The organism is Streptococcus cuniculi (assembly GCF_004570575.1).
GTDB lineage: Bacteria > Bacillota > Bacilli > Lactobacillales > Streptococcaceae > Streptococcus > Streptococcus cuniculi_A.
In genome coordinates, this window is sequence record NZ_SPPD01000003.1 from 43,708 (window position 1) to 66,903 (window position 23,196).

General features: G+C 39.9%; 25 protein-coding genes and 4 pseudogenes. 1 reads left to right on the forward strand and 28 read right to left on the reverse strand.

Annotated features, from left to right (window positions below):
- Positions 1-98: 98 nt before the first annotated feature.
- From E4T82_RS02970 to E4T82_RS03025, 13 genes and pseudogenes are all read right to left on the reverse strand, one after another.
- Positions 99-1,298, reverse strand: a complete 1,200-nt coding sequence (locus E4T82_RS02970) for a tyrosine-type recombinase/integrase (RefSeq protein ID WP_135181414.1) — start codon at positions 1,296-1,298, stop codon at positions 99-101.
- 2 nt (positions 1,299-1,300) lie between these two features.
- A pseudogene (locus E4T82_RS02975) lies at positions 1,301-1,550 on the reverse strand (DUF3173 family protein).
- 265 nt (positions 1,551-1,815) lie between these two features.
- Positions 1,816-2,040, reverse strand: coding sequence for a helix-turn-helix domain-containing protein (locus tag E4T82_RS02980; protein WP_042751162.1), 225 nt, complete (start codon positions 2,038-2,040; stop codon positions 1,816-1,818).
- Between the two features lie 134 nt (positions 2,041-2,174).
- Positions 2,175-3,023: an alpha/beta hydrolase gene (locus E4T82_RS02985; protein ID WP_135181415.1), complete on the reverse strand. Its 849-nt coding sequence runs from the start codon at positions 3,021-3,023 to the stop codon at positions 2,175-2,177.
- Positions 3,024-3,040: 17 nt separating this feature from the next.
- The gene (locus tag E4T82_RS12435; RefSeq protein ID WP_167753548.1) at positions 3,041-3,226 is read right to left on the reverse strand and encodes a hypothetical protein; all 186 of its coding nucleotides are present in this window, start codon (positions 3,224-3,226) and stop codon (positions 3,041-3,043) included.
- Positions 3,227-3,231: 5 nt separating this feature from the next.
- Positions 3,232-3,999, reverse strand: a complete 768-nt coding sequence (locus E4T82_RS02990; RefSeq protein WP_135181416.1) for an alpha/beta hydrolase — start codon at positions 3,997-3,999, stop codon at positions 3,232-3,234.
- Positions 4,000-4,016: 17 nt separating this feature from the next.
- Positions 4,017-5,081, reverse strand: a complete 1,065-nt coding sequence (locus E4T82_RS02995; RefSeq protein ID WP_245167471.1) for an FAD-binding oxidoreductase — start codon at positions 5,079-5,081, stop codon at positions 4,017-4,019.
- A gap of 231 nt (positions 5,082-5,312) precedes the next feature.
- Complete coding sequence (locus E4T82_RS03000; RefSeq protein WP_135181417.1) at positions 5,313-6,014, reverse strand: flavodoxin; 702 nt, start codon at positions 6,012-6,014, stop codon at positions 5,313-5,315.
- 15 nt (positions 6,015-6,029) lie between these two features.
- The gene (locus E4T82_RS03005) at positions 6,030-6,776 is read right to left on the reverse strand and encodes a flavodoxin family protein (protein WP_135181418.1); all 747 of its coding nucleotides are present in this window, start codon (positions 6,774-6,776) and stop codon (positions 6,030-6,032) included.
- Between the two features lie 9 nt (positions 6,777-6,785).
- On the reverse strand, positions 6,786-8,099 hold the full coding sequence (locus tag E4T82_RS03010) for an MFS transporter (RefSeq protein ID WP_135181419.1): 1,314 nt from the start codon (positions 8,097-8,099) through the stop codon (positions 6,786-6,788).
- A 14-nt stretch (positions 8,100-8,113) separates the two neighbouring features.
- Complete coding sequence (locus E4T82_RS03015; RefSeq protein ID WP_135181420.1) at positions 8,114-8,752, reverse strand: NAD(P)H-binding protein; 639 nt, start codon at positions 8,750-8,752, stop codon at positions 8,114-8,116.
- 16 nt (positions 8,753-8,768) lie between these two features.
- Positions 8,769-9,530 (reverse strand): alpha/beta hydrolase, encoded by a 762-nt coding sequence (locus E4T82_RS03020; protein WP_245167473.1) that lies wholly within the window; start codon positions 9,528-9,530, stop codon positions 8,769-8,771.
- Positions 9,531-9,660: 130 nt separating this feature from the next.
- Positions 9,661-10,521, reverse strand: a complete 861-nt coding sequence (locus tag E4T82_RS03025) for an aldo/keto reductase (RefSeq protein WP_135181422.1) — start codon at positions 10,519-10,521, stop codon at positions 9,661-9,663.
- Between the two features lie 108 nt (positions 10,522-10,629).
- On the opposite strand from E4T82_RS03025, the gene E4T82_RS03030 reads away from it, so the two are divergent.
- Positions 10,630-11,457: a LysR family transcriptional regulator gene (locus E4T82_RS03030; protein ID WP_135181423.1), complete on the forward strand. Its 828-nt coding sequence runs from the start codon at positions 10,630-10,632 to the stop codon at positions 11,455-11,457.
- A gap of 60 nt (positions 11,458-11,517) precedes the next feature.
- Here the strand turns inward: E4T82_RS03030 and E4T82_RS03035 are convergent, their stop codons facing one another.
- From E4T82_RS03035 to E4T82_RS12760, 15 genes and pseudogenes are all read right to left on the reverse strand, one after another.
- On the reverse strand, positions 11,518-12,081 hold the full coding sequence (locus E4T82_RS03035; protein ID WP_135181547.1) for a TMEM175 family protein: 564 nt from the start codon (positions 12,079-12,081) through the stop codon (positions 11,518-11,520).
- Positions 12,082-12,174: 93 nt separating this feature from the next.
- A complete protein-coding gene (locus E4T82_RS03040) occupies positions 12,175-12,807 on the reverse strand; it encodes a flavodoxin (RefSeq protein ID WP_228065041.1) in 633 nt (210 codons plus the stop codon).
- A 15-nt stretch (positions 12,808-12,822) separates the two neighbouring features.
- Positions 12,823-13,236 carry a flavodoxin family protein gene (locus E4T82_RS03045; RefSeq protein ID WP_135181424.1) on the reverse strand — a complete coding sequence of 138 codons (414 nt, stop codon included), beginning with the start codon at positions 13,234-13,236 and terminating at the stop codon, positions 12,823-12,825.
- Between the two features lie 35 nt (positions 13,237-13,271).
- Positions 13,272-14,126: an aldo/keto reductase gene (locus E4T82_RS03050; protein ID WP_135181425.1), complete on the reverse strand. Its 855-nt coding sequence runs from the start codon at positions 14,124-14,126 to the stop codon at positions 13,272-13,274.
- A gap of 49 nt (positions 14,127-14,175) precedes the next feature.
- The gene (locus E4T82_RS03055) at positions 14,176-15,048 is read right to left on the reverse strand and encodes an alpha/beta hydrolase (RefSeq protein ID WP_135181426.1); all 873 of its coding nucleotides are present in this window, start codon (positions 15,046-15,048) and stop codon (positions 14,176-14,178) included.
- Positions 15,049-15,082: 34 nt separating this feature from the next.
- Positions 15,083-15,709 carry an NAD(P)H-binding protein gene (locus tag E4T82_RS03060; RefSeq protein WP_228065042.1) on the reverse strand — a complete coding sequence of 209 codons (627 nt, stop codon included), beginning with the start codon at positions 15,707-15,709 and terminating at the stop codon, positions 15,083-15,085.
- 33 nt (positions 15,710-15,742) lie between these two features.
- On the reverse strand, positions 15,743-16,603 hold the full coding sequence (locus E4T82_RS03065; protein WP_135181428.1) for an aldo/keto reductase: 861 nt from the start codon (positions 16,601-16,603) through the stop codon (positions 15,743-15,745).
- A 127-nt stretch (positions 16,604-16,730) separates the two neighbouring features.
- Positions 16,731-17,726 carry an alpha/beta hydrolase gene (locus E4T82_RS03070; protein WP_135181429.1) on the reverse strand — a complete coding sequence of 332 codons (996 nt, stop codon included), beginning with the start codon at positions 17,724-17,726 and terminating at the stop codon, positions 16,731-16,733.
- Positions 17,727-17,742: 16 nt separating this feature from the next.
- Positions 17,743-18,430 (reverse strand): annotated as a pseudogene (locus tag E4T82_RS03075) (SDR family NAD(P)-dependent oxidoreductase).
- Positions 18,431-18,595: 165 nt separating this feature from the next.
- Positions 18,596-19,024: pseudogene (locus E4T82_RS03080) on the reverse strand (cupin domain-containing protein).
- 3 nt (positions 19,025-19,027) lie between these two features.
- Entirely contained in the window at positions 19,028-19,357 is a 330-nt protein-coding gene (locus E4T82_RS03085; RefSeq protein ID WP_135181430.1) for a carboxymuconolactone decarboxylase family protein, read from the reverse strand.
- Positions 19,358-19,437: 80 nt separating this feature from the next.
- Positions 19,438-20,286: pseudogene (locus E4T82_RS03090) on the reverse strand (aldo/keto reductase).
- Positions 20,287-20,288: 2 nt separating this feature from the next.
- Positions 20,289-21,152, reverse strand: a complete 864-nt coding sequence (locus E4T82_RS03095) for an aldo/keto reductase (protein ID WP_167753549.1) — start codon at positions 21,150-21,152, stop codon at positions 20,289-20,291.
- Between the two features lie 153 nt (positions 21,153-21,305).
- Complete coding sequence (locus tag E4T82_RS03100; protein ID WP_228065043.1) at positions 21,306-21,755, reverse strand: TMEM175 family protein; 450 nt, start codon at positions 21,753-21,755, stop codon at positions 21,306-21,308.
- A 106-nt stretch (positions 21,756-21,861) separates the two neighbouring features.
- Positions 21,862-22,965: an alpha/beta hydrolase gene (locus E4T82_RS12760; protein ID WP_135181431.1), complete on the reverse strand. Its 1,104-nt coding sequence runs from the start codon at positions 22,963-22,965 to the stop codon at positions 21,862-21,864.
- Positions 22,966-23,196: the final 231 nt, after the last annotated feature.

Genomic DNA, 23,196 nt, shown 5'->3' on the forward strand with positions numbered 1-23,196 from the left:
TGGGCAACTGGGCTTCCGCCAGTAAATTGGATACTCGATTATTTAAGAGTAACAATAGCATGCGTTGCTCTGTGGGCAGTATAATAGGCTTTTTAGCCTTAATTCTGATTTTGGCAGGAATTTTGGCATAAAATTGAATCTAGTCCTGCACTAATCATATTTTGGGTGATTTCATCTGATACTGTTTTATCTAATGCATTAAACCAGTGACTATATGTATTCAAGGTTATAGATTTATCAGCATGTCCCATTCGTCTTGCTACATATAAAATATCTTTCTGCAAAACATTTATGAGATAGGAAGCATGACTGTGTCGTAAACCTTTTCCTGTTATCACTGGTACTCCAACTTCTTGAGCTTTTCTCTTGATAATTCGACAGATAGTTGATTTACAAAACGGTTCACCAAATCGTGAAATGATGAAATCTGTATCTTGATTGGCAACCTGATTTTTTCGCCAATTTTCCAATACTGATATTGTCACATCATCTAATTCAATGAGGCGTTCTCCAGCAGGTGTTTTGGTTTGGTCTTTTCGATACCAATTTCCATTTTCATCCTTTTCCAAGGTTGTATGAACTTTCAAGAATTTATATTCAAAATCGACATCTTCCCAACATAACGACAAACCTTCACTCACACGAACACCTGTTATATAATATAACCAAATAGTTGTGAATCCTTGTAACTCTTCGTAATCTTGCAAATCAAATGATTTAATAAAGTTTTGAAACTCAATATAAGTCCAAAATGGTGTATCAGGGTGCTTGCCTCTAGGATTATCTAACGCCTTGCATGGCATTGATGAAATATATCCTAATCTCTCAGCATAACCCATACAAGCCTTAAATCGTGACCATAAATTCTTCGCATAATTTTCAGAGTAATGTTCAATGATATGTAATCTAAAAGATTCACAATCTCTTGCTGTTATCCCTTTTAATGGTTTAGAACCAAAATACTGGATAAATAACTTATGAAGTGGTAAAGCGGTTTTATAAGTTACAGACTGAACCTTTTGCTTATAAGCTTTTAGATAAATGGTATTCATGTAACTTTCAAATGTTATATTGTAATTTTCAACACTAAGGTTATTATTAAACTCATACCTAATTCGTACCAATTCATCGTATGCTTCTTTCATTGTACTAAATGGCTTACCATGCTGATTCTTTCTAGCTTTCTTTTGAACTCGTTTGCCCGTTACTGGATCAGCACCAAGATCAGCTTGATAAAATATCTTACCATTCTTATCACAATAAACACCTTTGTACTTTTTTTGATTTTTTGTAGCCATCTTTAATTCTCACTTTCTAAACTTTCTTCAGAGAGTGAAATTCCGATTAACTCTTCTACAATATCTTTAGGAGCAATACCAAGTCTTCTATTGTCAAAGGGCGATTTACTTAATTGTACCGCATTATGGTCAACTTTGCGAGCTTCTTCAAACTTTTTTACTGCTATTTTTTTTCGCTTCCCTGATGATGTTTCTTGCTGTATGTTCAGGAAAGCCAATTTTCATTAAATTTTTGTATGTTACTGTCTCCATACCTCAACTCCTGTCATTAATTTTTCCTCCGTGGGTATGATTGGTTAGATCATTCATGGGCATTTCACCCGCTGTCCTTTTTCGCTGGCAGCCTGAACGTTCAGAAGTATCATTGTCCTTATTTGCGTCTTAGCAGATAGGTTACCGTCCTATTTTTGAATAAATGATTTTCGCTCATATCTTGGCGCATTTTATTCTATTGCTCAACAAATAAATAAAGTCCCACCTTGTATTATTCAATTGTCAATGAACAAATCAGGAGGGACTATTTTATATTATGTTTTATTCGCTGAGGAAAGTCTGTAAGCCCTAGCAAGTAATCTGTACTGACGTTGTATAAATTTGAGAGCTCAATAAGTATTTCTGCTGTCAATGTTACTTCACCACGCTCTATTTTTGCATAGTTTGTATGAGAGAACGAAAGAATTTCTGCAACATATCTTTGAGTGTAATCATGATCCTCTCTTAAATTTCTCAATCGTCTGTACATTACCTACTCCTATGAAAAGGATAGTGTACTTTCTTTAGGATTTTTATATATTGTCATAATGTGACAATATCAATAGATATAACGATTACATTCTAATCTAATTATATAACTTCAAATACTAATTTCTATCTTTCCTAAAAAATATTAACTAATGCATTGTAGGTATAATCACAGACCGCTTGGTAATCATGCCTCCCTCCCTGTCTTTCACGGAAAATGACATTTTCTTCCATCTTAAAGATAGATGGGACTTTCCTGGCAAGAGAGAGGACTTGCTCTTTAAAGGCGGTGTAGGCAAAATCATCTGTGCCACTAGCAGCATAAATGAAGAAGTCTTTTTGTTTCTCTTTAACTATATTTGCGAATTCTTTAGCTGGTGTTCCAACATTTCCACTCATAGGATTGAAATAATAAAAGTAATCTAAGGCATTTTCAAAGGTTCGCCAGGTATTGACAGAACCCATTGAAAAACCGCTGAAGGCACGAAATTGACGCGAGGCTATCAAATCTGCTGGGCTGGTTGATGCTGCGTAGGTACTGTACTTACTCTCAACAGTGGGTATCAAATCATTGGTCAGTTCTCGATAATAGCGACTTGTTAGCTGAATGGCTAAATCAAAATCGCTAGAATCTTGTGGACTGGTATTGTTGTATGTGAGATTAACAATGATGACTGGAGCAATTTCTCCATTTGCAATCGCGTGATCCACAATGTGTTTGAAGGCATTGGGAGAATGTGGGCTTCCCATGGTTGTGCGTTCATTGGACCAACCACCATGACTAAGATAAACCACTGGATATTTTTGCAGGACTGAATAGCCATAAGGAAGATAAATGACGGCTTCTTTTTCAATTGGAATTGGGGCGTTTGTCGTGTAAGAAAAAGATTCAAAAGTTGGATATTTAAGGATTTCTAAGGTACCTGGTCTATCGCTAGGTTTGAAATAGTGTTTAGGAATGGTTTTCAAATCTGGAAATGTCATTTGTTCCTCACTTTCTCTTATTCTTGAAAAAGGTAAGTCAGCCCATGTTGAATTTCTAATTCAAATGATCCCTGATTATGTCCGCCACCGCTATTTTCCCAATAAATGAGGTTATCGTCTGTTATCAGATCGCTATGATTGCTACGGAGGGCTTCAATCTGTGGAATCATGTTGTATTTTGTTCCATCACTTCCACCTACCATCGCTATTATTTGGAAATCATTCTGCCGTAGTTATTTTCTTGTAGACCACCGACCAAGGTTTCAGCAATAGCTTCATCGCTGTTTCTACCAGTAACTTGTCCAATCCAGCTATCGCCTGCCATCGGCATGTAGTAGAAAAATTTATCACTCTGTTCAACCAGTACATCCCATGTCGTGATACCGCCCATAGAATAGCCACCGAAAGCTCTACGAGAACGACTTGCTGTAAAACCAGTTTCATCGGCTGTCTCAGCAAAGGTCGTGTATTGACTTTCAACCGTCTTCAAAACCTCTAAAACTTCAGTCTCTGCAAAGTAATGATTTAAAGGATAATCGGCTGAATAATTCGACACAACAAAACTTCGATCTGGATAATAAGTCGGAAATACAACCAGCAGTGGCTCAATATCTCCATTTGCAATCCAGTTATCTAGCAGTGGTTTGACGTCTGCCGCTACTTGCTCAGCAGACATGCCTGATCCGTACATGAGATAAAGGATATTCATTGGTTTGCCTGTCTCATACGAATTAGGCACATAGACAAGTGCTTCCTTGTTATACTCTTTGCCATCATAAGTCGTTGTATAGGTCATACCGTCAATTCTACTTCCCTGTTCCTTAGAAAGCGAGTTAGTGCGAGAAGAACTTGACACATTTTGGCTTATCAACTCTGTTGAATTGTTGGCTTCATTGCTTTCAAAGTTTAGATAAAGAATCGTCCCTAGAACGACTAATAGCAAGCCTGTTAATGAAACAATAAGAGTTCTTTTCATCGTTCCTCCTTTACATCCTACATAGTTAAGCGCTCATCATGAATTCTATTTTTAGAAATACCTAAGGTAATGAGCGTTTTTTCAACTTTTAAGAGTGTTTGTGCACCACCAACAATAAAGAATAATCCCTGTCTCATTTCCTTGGCAGATAGAATTTCTCCTAATTCTTCCTTGGTAAAGCGATGAGCTTTTCCGTGATAACTGGTCAACTGATTTTCTTGGGTTAAGGTTTCGAAGTATTCTTGATAATACATCTCTTGCTCATTTTTCCCGCTCCAAATGATATGGACCGAGCGTTTACCACTGTATTCGTCGGCTATACTTTTTAAAGGGGCAATACCTGTGCCTAGTCCGTAAAGAATAATAGGCCGTTTCACAGAGCTTTCTTCGACAATGGAACCGAATCGACCAAAGGGACCTTCCAGCTCAACCTGTGTGCCAATTGGTAAATTCGTCACTTTCTTCGTAAACTCTCCCAGTCCTTGAATGATAAATGTTAAGATATTACCGTCTTTACTAGGAGCAGAGGCAACGGAAAAAGGGTGTTTCTCATTGCTGATTCTTATATCTTTAAAGCGCATAAAGTAAAAATCCCCTGCTTGATAATGATGGTCTTTGGGAACTTTGATTTGTAATTCTTGTACCGTTGGTGACAAGCTGGTGCTTGCAATGAGTTCACCTTGGACTAGACTACCAAAATCCACAATATACTTTTGCCAAACATAGCAAGCCAAAAAGTAAACCGTGTAAAGATCAAACAGGATCATAAATGGCGTCAAAATGGCAATACGATTGATGAAGTGAACATGTAGCCAGACTAAGCCAATCATGACAAAATGCAAGCGGTGAATCCAAACTGAAAGCTCGTGTTTGAAAAAGATTTGCAAACGATCTTTCAAGCGTTTCGCCACAGGCATCCGATCAACCAACCAACCTGACATGAAAAAGCTGGCATAGGCAATTCCAAAAACAGCTAAATACCAAGCCCATTCGCCTGTCAGACGAATTTCTGTATGCATGGAAAATAAAAATTGTTGGTGAAAAAAGATTGCTAGAAGAGCTAAGACACCCCAGCATCCCATGAACAAAGTACATAGCTGGAAGTCCAATCAAGCGATCCAACCACTGCGGTCGAGTTGACAGATAAACAATGGCCAGCCACCAGACATAAGCGATCAAGCCTAAATCATATAAAAAGAGATTTAAATTTGTGTCAAGCAAACTAGTATTGAGCAAAATGATCAGTGGCAGAGGTAGGGCGACCAATATTGCCGTCCAAGTCAAATAGAGTGCTTTTGGTTGTTGTTTTAGCATTATTTTGTGACTCCAATTTCATTCAACCAAGCGGTAATGTCACCTTCTGCATTCTGCACAGTTTTATCTTCTCCGCGAACTGTAAAGCCGTCTAGAACGGTTGCATTTGGGAACTGACTCTCCAATTGACGTTGGGTATTGCCCAAACCAGAACCAAGATGGGTCGTGAATGGGACAAGAGTTTTATCTGCTAGTCTCTCTGCTTCAGCATCCAAGAAGGTCCGTACAATCATTGGGTACTCGCTCCACCAAACTGGCGCTCCAATAAAAATGGTTTCGTAACCTGAAATGTCTGGAAGCTCATTGGCAATGGCTGGTCGTGCATCTGCCTCTTGTTCTTCACGCGCCTGATCAGCGGGTGCCTCATACTCCTCAGGATAAGCAACTGCTGGGATAATTTCGTACTGGTCTGCATTAGTTGCATTGGTAATGTAATCCGCAATGACTTTTGTATGACCGATTTCCAGTGGTCCATTCCAAACACCTTCCGTTCTTGAGAAATAAACAACCAGCACATCATTATCACCTGATAAATCGCTGTCGGTTTGTAGGCTGGTTGATGCTGTTGTCGTTTGAGAACTTGTCGTTGATTGACTCTGACTTGTCGATGTTGATTGTCGTCCTCTTGAGAAGTTCCATGTAAATAGGGCGACAAGTATTGCTACCACACCAATTCCAAAAATCATCTGTCGTCTTTTCATAACAGTTTCCTCTTTCTATTTGTTTAAATTGTTATACCACGTCATCAAGTCTGAATCAGCCTGATTGACCTTATTTCCTTCGACTGCAAAAGCAGGCTCAATACGAGCGGTAACCTGGTTTTCATCCAAAATAGTTTCGATATAATCGATACTTGATCCTAGTCCATAGCCTCCATTTGTCGAAAATGGAATAATCGTTTTTCCATCAAGTTCTTTGGCGTAGGTTTCGATAAAGGTTGCAACGGGCTCTGCCATGGTCATGCCCCAAATGGGATATCCGATATAGATGGATTGATATTGAGATAAATCTGGCATCTCTACTTCCAATTCAGGAGTGTTTTCGACATTTCGTTCCTGATTGGCCCGTTGTACCGTTTCACCATAATCAGAACTATACGTTTCTTTGGCAATCAATTCAATCACATCTGCACCAGAAAGTGCCTGAATCTTGCTAGCCAGTAACTCAGTAGAGCCTGACCGTGAAAAATAGACAATCAGACTATCGGCCTCATCTGACAAAATTCGAGTTGGTTCTTGGTCAGAATTGGTATCTTCTCCATCCGAGACTGTCCCACGACTATTATTCCACTCTTCATCTGAGAGACCAACTTGCGGTGTTGCAATCTGACTTTGGTCCATTTTCCCGCTTGGAAGAACAGATGAAGATGAGGTTGATACACTACTACTTGTAGTATTGTTATTTTGAACGGAGCAAGCAGCTAAGACTAGGACACTTACCAATAAAATAAAGCTTTTTCTCATAGACACCTCCTAGGGATTTTTTCCAAATTGATAAATAAAGATAAGGACAAAAAGCAAAGCGACTAGGCTAAAACCTGCCATCCAACCAAGACTGACATAGAAATTCGATGTCATAGCCATAATAACAGATAAGCCAATCGGTCCTCCAATTTGGTGCATAGCATTTGTCAAACCACTAGCTGAACCTGCCAAGTCATCAGGTGCTTGATAGATGCCCGCTGCCGTTACAGGTGCAACGACCATTGCTTGCCCAACACCAATCACCAGCATTGGCAAGGCAACTGTCTGCACATAACCAAAGGATAAAGGTGAGAAACTAGCCCAGAGAAGACCAAGTGACAAAGCGATCTCTCCAATGAGTAAAATACGATTATTACCAAATCGCTTAGTCAGTTTGGGGAGCTGAAGAGCAGTAAGGAAGGTTGTGATGGTCAAGGGCAGAAAGGCAAAACCAGACCCCAAGGCAGAAAAACCGTACTCAGCCTGTAATACCTGTGGCAATAGGAACCAATAGGGCAACATAGCCATCATGAATAGAGCTCTGACAAGATAGGCACCAAAACGAACTTTATTTTTGAATAAGTCTAGTGGCATAATAGGTAGTTTTTGTCCTTTTTCATAGAAATAAAAGCCAATCAAAATAAGAAAACCAGCGATAACAAAGGCAAGGGGGTAAATCTCACCGTCCAAACCATAGATCAGACTCGCTAAACCTGCAACTGACAATAAACTCCCCAAGTAATCTATTTTCTCTTGGTGTCCAGCCTTAGCAACTACATGGCGATGAGTCAGATACATCAAGAGCAAGGTCAAAGGGACATTGATTAGAAAGCCTGCTCGCCAGGATACAAAACTGGTTAGGCCACCACCAATCAAGAGACCAACACTTGATCCAATTCCAGCCGTCGCACCATAGTAGGAAATAGCTTTTGTTCGCATCTCACCCGTATAAGTATCCATCATTAAGGCAAGGGTTGTTGGCGCGATAATAGAACTTCCAATTCCTTGAATAGCACGTGCCAAAATCATCATAGATGCATTTTGGGCAAGGCCAATCACCAAGGAACTCAGTCCAAATATAGCTAGACCAATTTGAAAAATTCGCTTACGACCCAACAAATCAGACAAGCGACCAGATAGGAGCAAAAAGCCACCGAAGGTAATCGTATAGGCATTCGATACCCAAGCCAGGCTCGTATCTGTTAGATTTAGACTCTCACCAATCTGAACAGAGCTGGTAAAGATAATGGAATTATCCATTAAGATCAAAAAATAAGCTAATAGGGTAATGGGTAAGATGATCCCAAATGATTCTTTTTTCATAGATTCACACTTTCTTAGTAAAAAACTGGTTTCGCTAGAGCTTCACTTCCTGGCTCCACGATTCCAACGCTCACACCCAAGTCACGACTTGGAGCTTGCAATAAGTCCATGACATATTGGGCAACTGCTTGGCGGGTGACTTGAGCACCTTTATAGGGTTCTCCTTGCGGAATCAACTTGTAGGAGCGATTGCCTTCCTGATTATAGAGCCAAGTCATACGAAGGTAGGTATAATCCAAATCTGACTCATCCACTAACTTAGCACCGATGACCCGATTATTTGTTAGAGAATAAGCACCAATCATGGCTTCATTCCATCGACCAAAGTCTCCGACGACCTCATCATAGACACCGAGAACTCCAGCTACAATGAGGCGTCTGATACCCTTTTCCTTCATGACGGCAATGGTTGGCTCTAACAAGGCTGGCGATGCTTCATTGACAAAGACAACATCTGCATCCTCTAAAGCCTGTCGGACATTATCAAGACGGGACATATCCCCATCCACATAGCGAATTCGGTCATCCTGATAAGACAAACGTTGACTGACCTTTCGTCCCGCTAGTGTCAATTTAAAATCGGTTTCTTCTAATACCCGTGGGATAAGAAATCCCGGAATTTGTCCTGCTGCACCAATAATTGTTAATCTCATATTTTTTCTCCAATTTCTATTTGTTGATTTGTTTTTCCCAGAAGGAAATGGCGTCATCAATCCACCCCTCTGCTACCGTTTCTTTTCCAATACCAAAGCCATGCCTCAAACCTTTATAGACTTGAAACCGGCTGTCAATTCCGATTCTTTTCAAGTTCTTCAGTCGATTTTCCATCACCTGCCAATTGGCAATCCAGTCATTAGTACCACAATTGGCATAAGTCGGTGCATCATCTCTAGAAACAGATGAGTAACCTGTATATTGACTAACAACCATGCTGGCTGGCTCTATGGATGTCCTTGTTAAACGTTGTAATTCTCTTTTGTTACCTAAACGAATGGCCATCCTAGCTCCAGCAGAACCACCCCAGAGTGAATACTGGTTTGGTGCAATCTTTAACTCACCGGCATGACTATATAGGTAATCCAAAGCTTGTGCTATATCTTCATAGGCTTTCTTAGACCGATAGATCAGAGCAAAGGCATTGTAACCTCTTTGACTTAGAGCTAAAGCTTGGGGGAAGCTATCATGCAAGGCCGCAACATAATGAAAGCCTCCACCAGCATTGACAAGAGCAAATTTCTCATTCTCATTTCCTTTGAAGAAGAATAGCCCTGTCTCTCTCTTACTTGGATCCTTCACCATTTCGTCCTCATCATAAATGTGGAAAAAGGCTTGATCATTTTTCTGAGCATGCTCGAGTAAGTTATTCAAAACCTCTAAACTAGTCTCGGTTTTCAGGTTTGAGTACCAGATAAAATGATTTGAATCAGTCACATCTTGGACAGTCTCCTCAGGATGAAAGACCAGCTGAAGCGGGAATAATAAGTGTCCAAATCCTCTAAAACTAGGATGTTGGGTAATTTCTCTAATTTTTGTATCTTTTGTAAATACCGTAATTCCTCCTTTAGACAGGGGTCTTCTTACTCCCCAAACACAGGTTCAACCCTTTTACAACGGCTAAATTTTTATGGTCAATAATCTCACTGTAACCAATGTCCAGCTGTTTGATTTGGTCTAAGTCTTCTTGGTCCAATTCAAAATCCCAAAGGGCTACATTTTCTTCCAAATGTACGGGATTTGTTGATTTGGGGATGACGCTATTGCCCATCTGCACACTCCACTTTAAAGCGATTTGAGCAATGGATTTCTGATGTTTTTTCGCGATATTTTCTAATACTGGATGCTGAAAGATATTTTTCATCCCTTCACAAAGCGGGCCCCAAGCCTGAACCTGAATCCCGTAATCCTTCATCAGTTTCCTTAGGGATGCTTGATGAAAGAAAGGATGAAGCTCGATTTGATTTACTGCTGGAACAATTTTTGTATTTAAAATAAAATCAAGCAAGCGATCTTCAGAGAAATTCGATACGCCAATAGCCTTAATTTTCCCTTGAGTATAAAGCTCCTCTAAGGCACGCCAAGATCCATAAACATCCCCCATCGGTTGATGAATCAAATACAGGTCAATGTAATCTGTTCCCAAGCGATTTAGGCTTGTTTCAAACTCCTTCATCGTTGCCTCATAGCCATCAGAATGAATCCAGACCTTGCTGGAAATAAAAAAATTCTCTCGAGCAATTCCTGAATCCTTAATGGCCTGCCCTAAATCTGCTTCATTACCATAGATACTAGCCGTATCAAATAAGCGATACCCAGCCTCAATCGCCTGTTTGATGTAGGTTTGAGTCTCATCACCTTTCAGCTGAAACAGCCCCATCCCAACCTGTGGCATTTCTATTCCATTATTTAATCTAATCTTATTCATACAGCCACCTCCACTTGATGTCTCTATTTTACAAGTGCTTTAAAAAATAGTACAATAGCAATTAGTTAGACTGCTATTCATAAAGTGAATAGTCACAAAGGAGAAGATATGATTAATTTACAGCACCTAGAACAATTGATTACGGTCGCTAAAGAAGGGACACTATCACGCGCAGCTGAAGTTTTGTTGATTTCACAGCCGTCTTTGACCCGTAATATGCGTCAGTTAGAAGACGACTTAGGCGTCCAGCTTTTCCAACGAAGCAAAAACAAACTTTCCTTAACGGAAACTGGTAAATATACTGTTCAACAAGCAGAAGCTTTGCTCAACCATGAGCAGCAATTTTTGAAAAATATCCAACGTTTTTCTCTCCAAGCCACGACTTTATTTGGCGGCATCTCAGCTCCTGGTGTAGAATGGGAAGTGAGGAATCGTTTGGCAGAGCAGGACGTAGAACAAGAAGTCCATGTCGAGTTACACGATAATGACTCCCTACTAGAAGCCCTACTTAGTCAGAAATTCCAGTTTATCGTGACAGACTTTCCAATTGAGCATGACGATGTGCTGACAACTGGATTCTTCAAAGAACAACTTTATATTTCCGTTCCACCTGCCCATCCCTATGCCATGCGTGAGGAAATTGCATTGGAAGATTTGGCAAACCTAACCATGCTCTTGCGGTCCGATTTGGGGATTTGGCAATCACTTGTGGATCAGCTAACACAAACCAAATTTATTGTCCAGACAGATTGGGAAGCCTTTGACGAACTGATCTCTGCTTCTGCTTTGCCAAGCTTTTCAACCAATATCACTCAGGCCGCCTCAGACAATCCAACCCAACGTGTGCATGTCCCAATCGTAGATAAGGAAGCCACAAAAACCTTTTACATCTCAACTTTGAAAAAGAATAAAAGTGTATTAATGCAATTCACTTGATAGTACAGAAAAAAGTATGGTTCCCTCGAAAGAACCATACTTTTCTTTATTTGATAAGGATTACTGCCTAATTGCTCTAGGTAAAACGATGACCAAGGCCGTAAACAGCACCGCCCACATCATGGCAGAAGGGAAGACCGTCAAGGTCAAGACTAAACCTATTAGCTTTAGTGCAATATCAACTAGACCTGCCTTATCTAAAATGTTAAAACGGCTTGCTCCAACAGCATCAGGATTTAGTTTATGCAATTCGTGATACATCCAGACGTTACAAGCTGTTACCAGAAGAACAATGACCCCATAGAAGGTTTGAGCAACTGAATTGTTAAAATCAGCCGAAACCAAGGCTGTGGTGTAGGGGAAAAAGGATGAAAAGAAGAGTAAGACAATCGAACTCCAAACCAAATTGGTGTTGATTTTATCAACCACATCCCAACTACGATGCAGATTAACCCACATGGTTCCCAACCAGAAGAAAGAAATGGTGTAGGCGAAAAAATTGGTCCGCAAATCCCATAGAGCCTGCCAGCTAATCTGATCCGGCCGTTCTAATTCCAAAACTAAAATCGTCATGATAATCGCCAAGACGGCATCTGTAAAAGCGATTAAACGCTCTTTTGACATTAAATACATGTTCACTCCTCCTTAATAAAGAGTATTATACCAAAATTTATTTCTTGTGAGAATAAAGAGTTGTTCTCTCTTTCCATAGAAATCTTAATATCCTATCTCAGTAAGCCATTCAGCTACTTCTGAGCTTGTAGCTGATGAACTAAACCGTTGCCCTTCTTCCCAGTTGCCTGTTCCTGCCATCTCTGCTAGTAAATTTCCACTTTCCCCTAAATCAGAGCTAGTAGATGTCGCAAATGGAATGACTGTTTTTCCTGAAAAGTCATTTTCTTCAACGAAATCATTGATAGCCCAGGCAGCTTCTTGCCACCAAATAGGATAGCCAATAAAAATAACATCATAATCTGCCCAGTTTTCAGGAGTCACTACTTCCAAAGGCGTTTCCCGTTGGGACTCATTGAGATACTCTTGGACGACACGACTACTTTCTTCTGTCCAATTCAAATCAGCCTCGCTATATGGATTCTGTGGTTTGATTTCAAATAGATTTCCACCTGTTTCAAAAGCGATATCTTGGGCAATCGTGGCTGTATTTCCAGAGGCGGAAAAATAAGCAACAAGAATTTTTTGACTATCATCTGCCGAACTGGCTTCTTGACTGGATTCTGCCGTTTGACTGCTAGCTGTCTCACTTGTTTGCGTACTCTGCTTACCACTGCTACATGCAACAAGGACAAAAACTGTCAAAAATCCTAGAAAAAATAAACTTAGTTTCTTCATGAACCTCTCCCTTCCTTACCTAGTTATCATACACTTGTAGTTCATTCCATACAAGCCGGCATAACGGCTCATGGTGTAGTTTCTCATATCAAGAACTTCCTGCGTCGGAGCTGAGCCTTGAAAGATGAAATACAACACTTTTCCGATGAGCTGATCTTCGACACGATTATACTGTCGATCCAGGAAATTCCGTACCAAACCATTGATGCTATGCCAATAGACTGGTGAGCCAATCACAATTGTATCTGCTTCAAATAGCTTTGCTAGCACCTCTTCAAATTGATCATCTGAGAAATCTTGTCCGTAATCATAAATTTTATAATCTGCTAGATGAAGCGTTTCAAAAGATTGATCTCCTAATAATTTTTTGGCTAAAGCGACGGTATTGCCATTTTTATTGGGACTACCGTTTATAAATAATGTTGTCATCCCACTTTCTCCTTATCTACCGCACTTTATACCTATTAAAATGATTTTCCAACAAAGCTTGCCAAAAGTTCAACTATTTTAGCTTCGTAATGATCCGAGAAGACAGTTGTGTTCGTGTTAAGAGTCGCAATTTTGTCCATATCTTCTGCTGATAATTCAAAATCAAAGATGTCAAAGTTTTGACGGACACGTTCTGGATTGGCTGATTTTGAAAGGGAGACAATGCCACGTTGCAACTGCCAACGAAGCATAACTTGTGCTGTTGTTTTACTGTATTTTTCTGCAATTTCTTTTAAAACTGGATTATTAAAAACATCAAATTGCCCTTCAGCAAAAGCGCCCCAACTCTCTGTTTGCACCCCTTTTGAGAGCATATAGGCTTGCTCATCTTCTTTTTGGTTGAAAACGTGGAGTTCAATCTGATTGACAGCTGGAGTAACTTCATTAAAGGCAGCAAGGTTAGCTAATTGATCTGGTTTAAAGTTTGAAACTCCAATCGCTTTGATTTTTCCTTCTTTATAAAGTTCTTCTAAGGCACGCCAAGCTCCGAAAATATCCCCAAATGGTTGATGTAAGAGATAGAGATCAACGTAGTCCAAATCTAATTTACGTAAGGATTCATTAAAAGCGTCTTTAGCAGCTTCATAGCTAAAGTCAGAAATCCAAAGTTTGGTTGTGATAAAGAGCTCCTCACGGGGAACACCTGAGGCCTTGATAGCTTTTCCGACCGCTTCTTCATTACCATAAGCTTGGGCGGTGTCAATCAAACGATAGCCCGTTTTAATCGCTTCTTCTACAACTGTCTGCGTTGTTTTGGCATCATGGATTTGGAAAACTCCAAATCCAACCATAGGCATTTTGATTCCGTTATTAAGTATTGTGTATTGCATTGTTTACCTCGTTTTTATCTATTTTCATTATTCAAATGGATAGTTAGGATTAAATATTTTTTTCAAAAAAAGGTATGATTGCCTCAAAGGCGACATCTATAAAAGGATGGAGGTCGTACATGTCAAAGTGGCTTGCTTCAGGGACAACTACCCATTCTTTTACATCACTCTTAGCTGCATCAAAGATTTCATGAGATGCTGGTTGGCTCCAGGCATTTTCAGCAGTAACAACCAAGTACGGTTTGGTCATATCTTTCATGATATTGGTCACATTGTAATTGATCAGCTCTAATTGACTCCAAGCCACAACTTGATTGCTCCATCGAGAACGGTTTCCACGAGCAGAATAGTAATATTGTGCCCCCTCTTCAAAGGCACGAGGTTGGAAATTAAGTGTAATTAGGTCACCTGTTCCGTTTTCATAAGCTTCTTTAGCTATCCTTACTTCCTCTTCTGGCAAGAAGAATGATGTCATTGGCGAAGTTGAAATATCAGAAATAGCTGGCACGACTGCGGTAATAGCTTTTAAACGGCTATCTTTGACACCAGCAACAGACATATAAGAACCTGACCCACACATGCCTAAACCACCAATACGGCTATTATCAACGTAAGGAAGGCTCTCAAGGAAGTCAATAGCCCCTTCGATATCTGATTGTTTGACATCAGGAAGCTCTTGCTGGCGTGGAAAACCTTGACTTTCGCCAAAATAAGCGCCATCAAATACCAAGGTAACGTAACCCGCTTCTGTAAGTGCATCGGCATAAACGGCTTGAGCTTGTTCTTTTACGGAAAGCATTGGACCTGTTACAACAATTGCTGGGTAATTGGTATTCAAATCGAAGTTTGCAGGCAAGCGAAGGATACCTGCGAGGCGGAGGTTTAATTCCTTGTTCAAAAAAACAACATTTTGTGTTTGCATTATCAGTTCTCTCTTTCTTTAATGGGGTAGTTGCTTAGTAAAAGCTAGGCTTAGTAAAGGCAGTTCCTACTTCACCTAATCCCAAACTTTCACGATGGTAATCTTCTTTACCTGTTAGCAAATCAACCACAAATTGCGCTACCGATTGTCTTGATACTTGAGCGGAAGTAAAGGGTTCACCTTTTCGAGTTATTTCTAAAGGAACTAACCCTTTATTATAAAGCCAAGTAATACGAAGAATAACATAATCCAAGCTACTTGCTTCTATCCTATCAGCAAAGTCTCGGACAGGTGAGGTCCACATGATACCAGTGTTTTGCCGATACCATTTTTGAAAAGGACCAGTAATCTCTTGATAAATATCAGGAACACTTACAGCAATCAAACGATTGGCACCGGATTCTATGATCGTGTCTAGGGCAGTCTGTAAAATATCTAACCCTGAAACATAATTAAGATAGACGGCGTCAATACCATCTAGTGACTGCACTAATTGGTGCTTATCACTAAACTCACCATCTATCAGCTGAACTTGATCAGATGCTAAATCAGAAAGCTTAGTATGAGCATTTCTCGCATATAGAACCAACTGAAAATCTGTTTGTTCTAGCAAGTAATCTGTAACCATTCGTCCAATTTGGCCAGCAGCCCCTAAGATCAATACTTTTTCATTCCGGCTACCTCACTTTTTCACTTAGTCATTTGCATGAATATCATAAGCAGTCAAAAGGTATTCTCCTACACCTGGTGCATCTGGATCATGAGATCCTTTCCCCTTATCAAGTGCGCGAAGAGCAACCAATTCCTCATCGGTAAATTCAAAATCAAAAATATCTTTATTAGAATTCATACGGATTTTTTTGGTTGACTTTGGCAAGACAACGATGCCCTCTTGGTTTGCAAAGCGTAAAATGATTTGACCTACGTCTTTGCCATACTTACTTGCAAGTTTTGTGATAGCTGGCTCTTCAAATAAATCTTTATTACCTTGACCAAGTGGTGCCCATGCTTCAATAGTAACATTATCTTTAGCAAGTAGGTTCCGTAATTCTTTTTGTTGGAAGTATGGGTTGAACTCAACTTGGTTGACAGCTGGGATAGTTGCAAAATTTGGAATAAATTGTTTCCAAAAGTTTGGTGTGAAGTTTGAAACACCGATGGATTTAATTTTACCAGCAGCTTTGGCTTCTTCAAGAGCTTTCCAAGCCTGCTCCACTTCCCCGTAAGGTTGATGAAGTAGATAGAGGTCAAGATAGTCAAGTCCCATTTTCTCTAGAGTCGCATCAATCGTTGACTTAGCAGTCTCATAGGCAAAATCCTGAATCCAGAGTTTACTGGTTACAAAGATTTCTTCACGTGGAATACCTGAATCCTTGATAGCCTGCCCAACTTCTTTCTCATTGAAATAGGCTTGAGCCGTATCGATATGACGGTAGCCAACTTCCAAAGCTTCTTTCACTGCTGTATAAGTTGAACCATCCGCTGGAATTTGGAATACTCCAAAGCCAATTGCAGGAATCTTGTTTCCATCGTTTAATGTGATTTGTTGTGTCATATGTTTTTTCCTCTTTCTTATTTATGAATCTATTATATTTTTAAAAGAGTGAATAGTACAATACTTATTGTTTATTGCAGTATTCATTTTACAAATACTGATAGACTATTCATCTGTGTCAGCTTTTTTAGTTCGTTTTGTCAAAAAACGTTGGGAGCATATTGTACAGATATTCTTGGACAGCAAGAAGGTCATGACTTGAACCTGTACTAATATGAAGTGACAGATTATCTTGAGAAAATGACTGTCGAGTCCACATTTCTTCCACCTGTGTCACGATTAAATCCTGAGCGAAGTCTTCTGTACCAGTTGCTGCGTAAATCTGATAATCAGATATATCGTAGCCACCTTCTGTCACTACTTGTTCAAATAAATCGACCGTAGCTTGACTATTATCTCGTCCACCATAAACCTCAACTTCCCAACTATCACCACTCATTGGTCCAAAGTATTTTATTAAGTCCAAATTGTGCAGGAATTGTGACCAGGTCGTCACAGAGCCTCCCGAAAACCCTGCAAAAGCTCGATGATTACGACTAGCTTGTAAGTCAGATAAATCACCACTCCTTGCATAGGTATGGTAACGCTCTTCAATATAAGGGGCTAAATCATTCCGAAAATCATGATAGAAATTCCGAATTTCTGCTTCCGAACGACTGAAATCTTGAGGGACATTTTCTGCATCAAAGGTCGGTGTCACCACAATCAAAGGCTCTATATCACCATTTTCAATCATATGGTCTAAAATATTTTTCAAATCAGAATATTGGAAAAAATCTCCAGCAGTCATCCTCCAACCATGCATCAGATACAGAATATTGTAGGAAGCCGATTCATCGTCCACATCATACCCTGGAGGAAGATAAACATAGGCTACTTTTTCAATATCTTGGTTAGCATCTGCATAATCTTTGCTATTATAAGTAACCTCTTCAATTGTTCCGCCATTTTCCATCTCCTCCAAATAGGACGGAGGCACATCTTGCGTTTCTTGCATTCGATTACTTGAATTATTGGCAGGTGTCTGCATTGTATCTTGTCTCGCTTGTAAATAAATCCAACTAGCTCCCGCTAATAGAAGGAATAATAGACTAAGAAGCACTATAATTTTTTTATGTTTCATTCCATTTCTACATTTCTTAGCTTGCCCCCTGTCCACCATCTACACCGTAAATAGCACCTGTCACAAATGAGGCTTGTTCAGAACCTAGAAAGACTGCCAAATTTGCAACCTCTTCAGAACGACCAAATCGGTGCATAGGGATCAATTGAGAAATCGCCTGGTGCAATAGCATTGACGCGGACACCATCATTTGCCAACTCCATGGCCCAGACACGTGTAAAGTTTTCGACAGCTGCCTTGGCACCAAGATACATAGACATATTTGGACCACGGTGCTGAGCGCCAACCGTTGATAGGTTGATGATATTCGCTTTTGATTGAAGAATAAATGGCAAGGTTTGAATAGTGACATCCAATAAAGCACGCACATCAAGAGCAAAGGCACGATCGTAATCTGCAATTGTCAATTCTTTAAGTGGTGTAACAGGTGCCCAACCAGCATTATTAACTAAAATATCCAAATGACCATTAAAGTCTGATTGAATCGCTTCAGCGATTTTTGTCACATCTGCTGAATTCGTAATATCTGCTACTACATAACTAATTGTTTCATTGGCCTCAGAAACTTCTCTCAGAACTTCTTCACGACGTCCAGCGATAATCACTTTAGCTCCTTCTTTAGCGTAGCTTTCAGCAATCGCACGACCGATTCCTGATCCACCTCCTGTAACCAAGGCAACTTTGTTTTTAAATAATTGAGTCATATTTGTTCTCTCTTTCTTTTTGATGGTAAGTATATTCCTAATATTACGATTTGGAAAATACCAAAATTCTATGCCAGTATTCAAAAATGAATAGTCAAATTTCAAATTAAGTCATCAAAAAAGTCAGTTGACCCTTGTCTAACTGACTCTGAGAATATAAAGTTATTAACTTAGTGCTAAGTAATCCTCTTCTGACACAGGCTCCAACCACTCTGTTTTGGTATTGTCATCTGGTACTTCGACCGCAATATGTGAAAACTATGAGTCACTTTTAGCACCATGCCAATGTTTGACATTGGCTGGAATAACAACAACCTTTCCATGTTCAAGACTGACTGCTTCCTTTCCCTCTTCCTGATACCAACCTTGGCCAGCAGTACAAATCAAGATTTGCCCACCACCCTTATCTGCTCGGTGAATATGCCAATGATTGTGACAGCCTAGCTCAAAGGTAACATTGGCAAGAAAGAGCGGTGACTGTTCATCAACAAGCGGATTGAGGAAAGACTGCCCATCAAAATACTGTGCATAAGCTACGTTTGCTTGCCCTTGTCCAAAGATATTTTCTTCATCAAAGCTTACTTTATCTGACATATTTTATTTCTCCTCTTCTGTCCAAATGTCTTTTGCCAGACGAAAGACTGCCCAAGCCTTAGGCCAACCCACATAAAATGCGACATGAGTAACGACAGCCACAATCTCTTCTTTTGTAACACCATTATTTTTGGGCATTTGAAGATGATGCTCTAGTGAACTGTCTGTAATTCCCTGAGCCATCAAGGCCACAACTGTAATCATACTACGTGTCTTTAAATCAATAGCTGGGTTGTTCCAGTTTTCTCCAAACAGAATATCATCATTAAAATGAGCAAATTCTGGCGCAAAGTCCCCTAGAATATCACGCCCAGCAGTTTGTTTTATGGTCATTTGTCTCTTCCTTTCTTCCAAAAAGTACCACTCAAAAGTATGGAGAGGTCACGCCATCTTCCCCATCTTTTCAGTAGTATCTAATCATGGATTTTGTAGGCTGTCAAAAGACGTTCACCCAATCCAGGTGTTTCAGGGTCATGACTTCCTTTTCCTGTATCAAGTGTCCGTAACACTGCCATTTCATTTTCTGTTAATTTAAAATCAAAAATGTCAATATTGCCTGCAATGCGTTCAGGATTGGTCGATTTTGGCAAAACGACAAAACCTTCTTGATTCTCAAATCGTAGAATAATCTGACCTGCATTTTTTCCATACTTTTCAGCCAAGGCAAGAATCGTTGGGTTGGTCAAAAGGGTTGGATTTCCATGACCAAGTGGGAAATAAGCTTCCAGAACAACACCATCTTTTGCCATGACTTGACGGAGTTCTTTTTGCTGGAAGAAGGGATTAGCTTCCACCTGATTCACAGCTGGTTTGGTTTTAAATTGAGAGACAAATTCTGTGTAGTATTTTGGCGTCATATTGCTGACACCGATGGATTTGATCAGGCCATTTTCCTTAGCTTCTTCAAGCGCTTGCCAGGCACCAAGGACATCCCCATAAGGTTGGTGCAAGAGGTACAAATCAATGTAGTCCAAACCTAGATAATCTAAAGAGGTTTGAATCGCTTTTTTGGCTGCCTCGTAGCCGTAGTCTTGCAACCAAAGCTTACTGGTCACAAAGATTTCCTCGCGCGCAGTGCCACTATCTCGCACAGCCTTGCCCACATCTTACTCATTCATGTATGCTGCTGTGTCAATATGACGGTAGCCAGCCTTTAAAGCCTCAGCAACCGCCTGGTAAGTCGGACCATCATTTGGAACTTGAAAGACACCAAATCCAACAGCTGGGATACTGTGGCCATCATTTAATGCAATTGTTTTCATCTTTAGTTTCCTCCATTTTTTCTCTGTTCAATCAAACGCAAGAACATGTCAACTGTTGAAGCATCTTGGTGATTGAAAAACAGACTTTCTTTTGTATCAAGTTCTGCAATGGCTGTCATATCTTCATCCGTTAAGTTAAAATCAAAAACATCAATATTCTCAGCTATACGCTCTGGTTTTACTGATTTTGTCAAGCAGACGATACCACGCTCCACCTGCCAACGAACCATAATTTGAGCTGTGGACTTACCATATTTTTCCGCAATCGCCACTAGTGTCGGATGAGAAAAGATGCCATTTCTACCTTCTGCAAAAGTAGCCCATGACTCCATCTGAACATTGTTTTTGATCATATTCTCTTGTGCGAAAATCTGTTGATTAAACGGATGGGTTTCAACTTGATTGACCTGTGGTGTGATTTCATTAAAAGCCACCAGATCACTCAGACGATCGGGATAGAAATTGCTGACACCAATGGCACGCAGTTTCCCTTCCTTATACAAGTCCTCCAAGGCATGATAAGAACCATAGTAATCTGAAAAGGGCTGATGAAGGAGCATCAAGTCTAGATAATCTAAGCGCATGACCTCCAATGAATGTAGAACAGCTTTTCTCGTTTTCTCATAACCGTAATGCTCTAGCCAGACTTTGCTAGTAATAAAAAATTCTTCCCTTGGCAAACCTGATTCTGCGATAGCTTCACCAACTTCTTTTTCATTGGCATAAGACTGAGCCGTATCAAAATGGCGATAACCAACCTTAATAGCATCAAGTACGGCCTGCTTGGTTTCACTGGCAGGAATTTGGAAAACACCAAAGCCAAGAATTGGCATCTTCACTCCATTGTTCAAACTAACGTGTTTCATAGGATTCATCTCACTTTCTAACCTTATTATAGTCCTATTTTGTTTACCTGTACAATAGCAAAGAAAAATTGCAGTATTCATTTTTTTAATACTGCTATCTATACTAAAACTAATCCTCCTTCAATTGCCTTGGAATCACAAGAACTACCAGAGTCAAAAGAACGGAAAGAAGCATGGCTGGCGGAAAATGGCGGCTGACAAGATGAGACCGACAACCTTTCCAACCGTATCAAAGAAAATCCATTTCTTCATGTCTTCAATTCGTTCTTTTAAAGGAAGATTGTTTGGATCATCTTGATAAAGCGAACGATAAAGTCCTCTGTTTGAAACGGTAATGAATAAGACAACCAAGCCATAGACAACTTGTGCTAACGAATCGGTAAAATGAGTCGAAACAATAGCCGTTACATAGGAAAATAGTGAGGAGGCAAAGAGAAGAATCATCACCCACCAGACTGTTTTACTGGAAATTTTTTGAACATAGAGCCAGAAAAATGAAATAGTGTAGGCAAAAAAGTTGTTCCGTAATGCCCAAAATCCCTCTACGGTTAATGAGTCAGGTCGTTCCAACTCCAAGACTAAAATCGTCATGATAATAGCCAATACGACATCTACAAATGCAGATATTCTTCCTTATTCATTGCTATATCTTCTCCCCTTTCTATAAAAAAGGTGAAGCGATAGCACCAATCACTTCTCCGATCATCGATTACTCTACGTTTTCTTTCAACCAATCTTCAATATGAGCTGCAATCTCATCGCTATTCTTATCTTGGAACATGAAGTGAGTATTTCCTTCAATACCTTCTTTTGGTAAGTCAACGACACTTGCATTGCCACCTTCTTTCTCAATAGCATCCGCAAAGTCATAGGCTGTTTGACGCATTGCTTGCCACATACCTGTTGCTTGAATGTCCGCATCACCATTATCAATGTAGTCACCATAATAGAAGGTTACTGGAATATTTTTCTCGACAATGGCTTTTAACTCTTCGCTATCGGTACTTGGTGCTCCACCTGGTTCAATGGCTACAATAGCACCAATATTACCTGTATAACGAGCGGCTGTCCATCCTGCTGCACCACCTTGTGAGTGAGTCACAACAATCGCTTTTTTACCTGTTCTTTCATAGACTTCATCAATGGTTTCTGCCAAAGCACGAGAGACTACTTCATTATCATAATCTGCTCCCATATCTGACTTCATACCTGTATCTGGTGTCATTTGGCGGAAGAATTGATTCAATGATTCCTCATCATTTGGAAATTGTGAGTTATCATATACTTCAGACTGGTCGTTTTCCCAACGACCAATACGGAATTGGGTATACCAACGTTGATCAAGCGTTTTTGTGGAGATATTTCCTGCAACAGAGGTTTGACCTGCTTCACCACGACGTGGTTGGTCAACGAGATAAACACTGTGTCCTTCTTTTAAGAAATAATCTGACCAACCGTCACGACCATCTGGAGTTGTTTGCCAACCCATACGAGATTGACCATACCCGTGTAGGAAAATCATTGGTGCCTCTGTTTCATCCTCTGGAACTTGATAGAGAACGTTGGCATGGTCAACGTGAGAAGTCTGACCGGCACCGGTTTCCTCCCATTGATTAGCTGGATCAAATGTTCCTTCAGAAGTTGTCACTGTCCCACCAGCTGAGAAAATTCCTTGATCCGCAATACGAAGTACAGTACTATCAGTATTCGCTGAGCTTGCAGTCGAATTGCTAGTCGAATTTGCTGAGCAAGCAGCTAGCAAAATGGTTGCAATCGCTGTTGTTGTAAACAATTTTATTTTTCTTGAGTTCATTTCTATACCTCTAAATCTTTTTTCTTGTCCTTTGGACATGATTTAGTATAAACGATAAAAACTCATGGGTAAAATAGCGATTTTTGATAATAGTATTCAGAATGTGAATACTAGAATGGATTTAACTCTTCTCCGTCAACTATATTTATTGTAACCGCCCCATAATAAGGTATCTATCCAATCACTCATTCCTCCAGTATACTGTTATTAGAAAATAAAACAGGAGGTTAT

Excerpts from the sequence above, each read along its gene's own strand:
- E4T82_RS03055 (WP_135181426.1), bottom strand. The coding sequence starts at position 15,048 with ATGCAAACACAAAATGTTGTTTTTTTGAACAAGGAATTAAACCTCCGC.
- E4T82_RS03035 (WP_135181547.1), bottom strand. The coding sequence starts at position 12,081 with ATGTCAAAAGAGCGTTTAATCGCTTTTACAGATGCCGTCTTGGCGATT.
- E4T82_RS03095 (WP_167753549.1), bottom strand. The coding sequence starts at position 21,152 with ATGAAACACGTTAGTTTGAACAATGGAGTGAAGATGCCAATTCTTGGC.
- E4T82_RS02980 (WP_042751162.1), bottom strand. The coding sequence starts at position 2,040 with ATGTACAGACGATTGAGAAATTTAAGAGAGGATCATGATTACACTCAA.
- E4T82_RS03085 (WP_135181430.1), bottom strand. The coding sequence starts at position 19,357 with ATGACCATAAAACAAACTGCTGGGCGTGATATTCTAGGGGACTTTGCG.
- E4T82_RS03015 (WP_135181420.1), bottom strand. The coding sequence starts at position 8,752 with ATGAGATTAACAATTATTGGTGCAGCAGGACAAATTCCGGGATTTCTT.
- E4T82_RS02985 (WP_135181415.1), bottom strand. The coding sequence starts at position 3,023 with ATGACATTTCCAGATTTGAAAACCATTCCTAAACACTATTTCAAACCT.
- E4T82_RS03070 (WP_135181429.1), bottom strand. The coding sequence starts at position 17,726 with ATGAAACATAAAAAAATTATAGTGCTTCTTAGTCTATTATTCCTTCTA.
- E4T82_RS03025 (WP_135181422.1), bottom strand. The coding sequence starts at position 10,521 with ATGAATAAGATTAGATTAAATAATGGAATAGAAATGCCACAGGTTGGG.
- E4T82_RS03065 (WP_135181428.1), bottom strand. The coding sequence starts at position 16,603 with ATGACACAACAAATCACATTAAACGATGGAAACAAGATTCCTGCAATT.
- E4T82_RS03050 (WP_135181425.1), bottom strand. The coding sequence starts at position 14,126 with ATGCAATACACAATACTTAATAACGGAATCAAAATGCCTATGGTTGGA.
- E4T82_RS02990 (WP_135181416.1), bottom strand. The coding sequence starts at position 3,999 with ATGAAAAGAACTCTTATTGTTTCATTAACAGGCTTGCTATTAGTCGTT.
- E4T82_RS03045 (WP_135181424.1), bottom strand. The coding sequence starts at position 13,236 with ATGACAACATTATTTATAAACGGTAGTCCCAATAAAAATGGCAATACC.
- E4T82_RS03030 (WP_135181423.1), top strand. The coding sequence starts at position 10,630 with ATGATTAATTTACAGCACCTAGAACAATTGATTACGGTCGCTAAAGAA.
- E4T82_RS03005 (WP_135181418.1), bottom strand. The coding sequence starts at position 6,776 with ATGAGAAAAAGCTTTATTTTATTGGTAAGTGTCCTAGTCTTAGCTGCT.
- E4T82_RS02970 (WP_135181414.1), bottom strand. The coding sequence starts at position 1,298 with ATGGCTACAAAAAATCAAAAAAAGTACAAAGGTGTTTATTGTGATAAG.
- E4T82_RS12760 (WP_135181431.1), bottom strand. The coding sequence starts at position 22,965 with ATGAACTCAAGAAAAATAAAATTGTTTACAACAACAGCGATTGCAACC.
- E4T82_RS03010 (WP_135181419.1), bottom strand. The coding sequence starts at position 8,099 with ATGAAAAAAGAATCATTTGGGATCATCTTACCCATTACCCTATTAGCT.
- E4T82_RS03040 (WP_228065041.1), bottom strand. The coding sequence starts at position 12,807 with ATGAAGAAACTAAGTTTATTTTTTCTAGGATTTTTGACAGTTTTTGTC.
- E4T82_RS12435 (WP_167753548.1), bottom strand. The coding sequence starts at position 3,226 with ATGGTAGGTGGAAGTGATGGAACAAAATACAACATGATTCCACAGATT.
- E4T82_RS02995 (WP_245167471.1), bottom strand. The coding sequence starts at position 5,081 with ATGGGATGCTGGGGTGTCTTAGCTCTTCTAGCAATCTTTTTTCACCAA.
- E4T82_RS03000 (WP_135181417.1), bottom strand. The coding sequence starts at position 6,014 with ATGAAAAGACGACAGATGATTTTTGGAATTGGTGTGGTAGCAATACTT.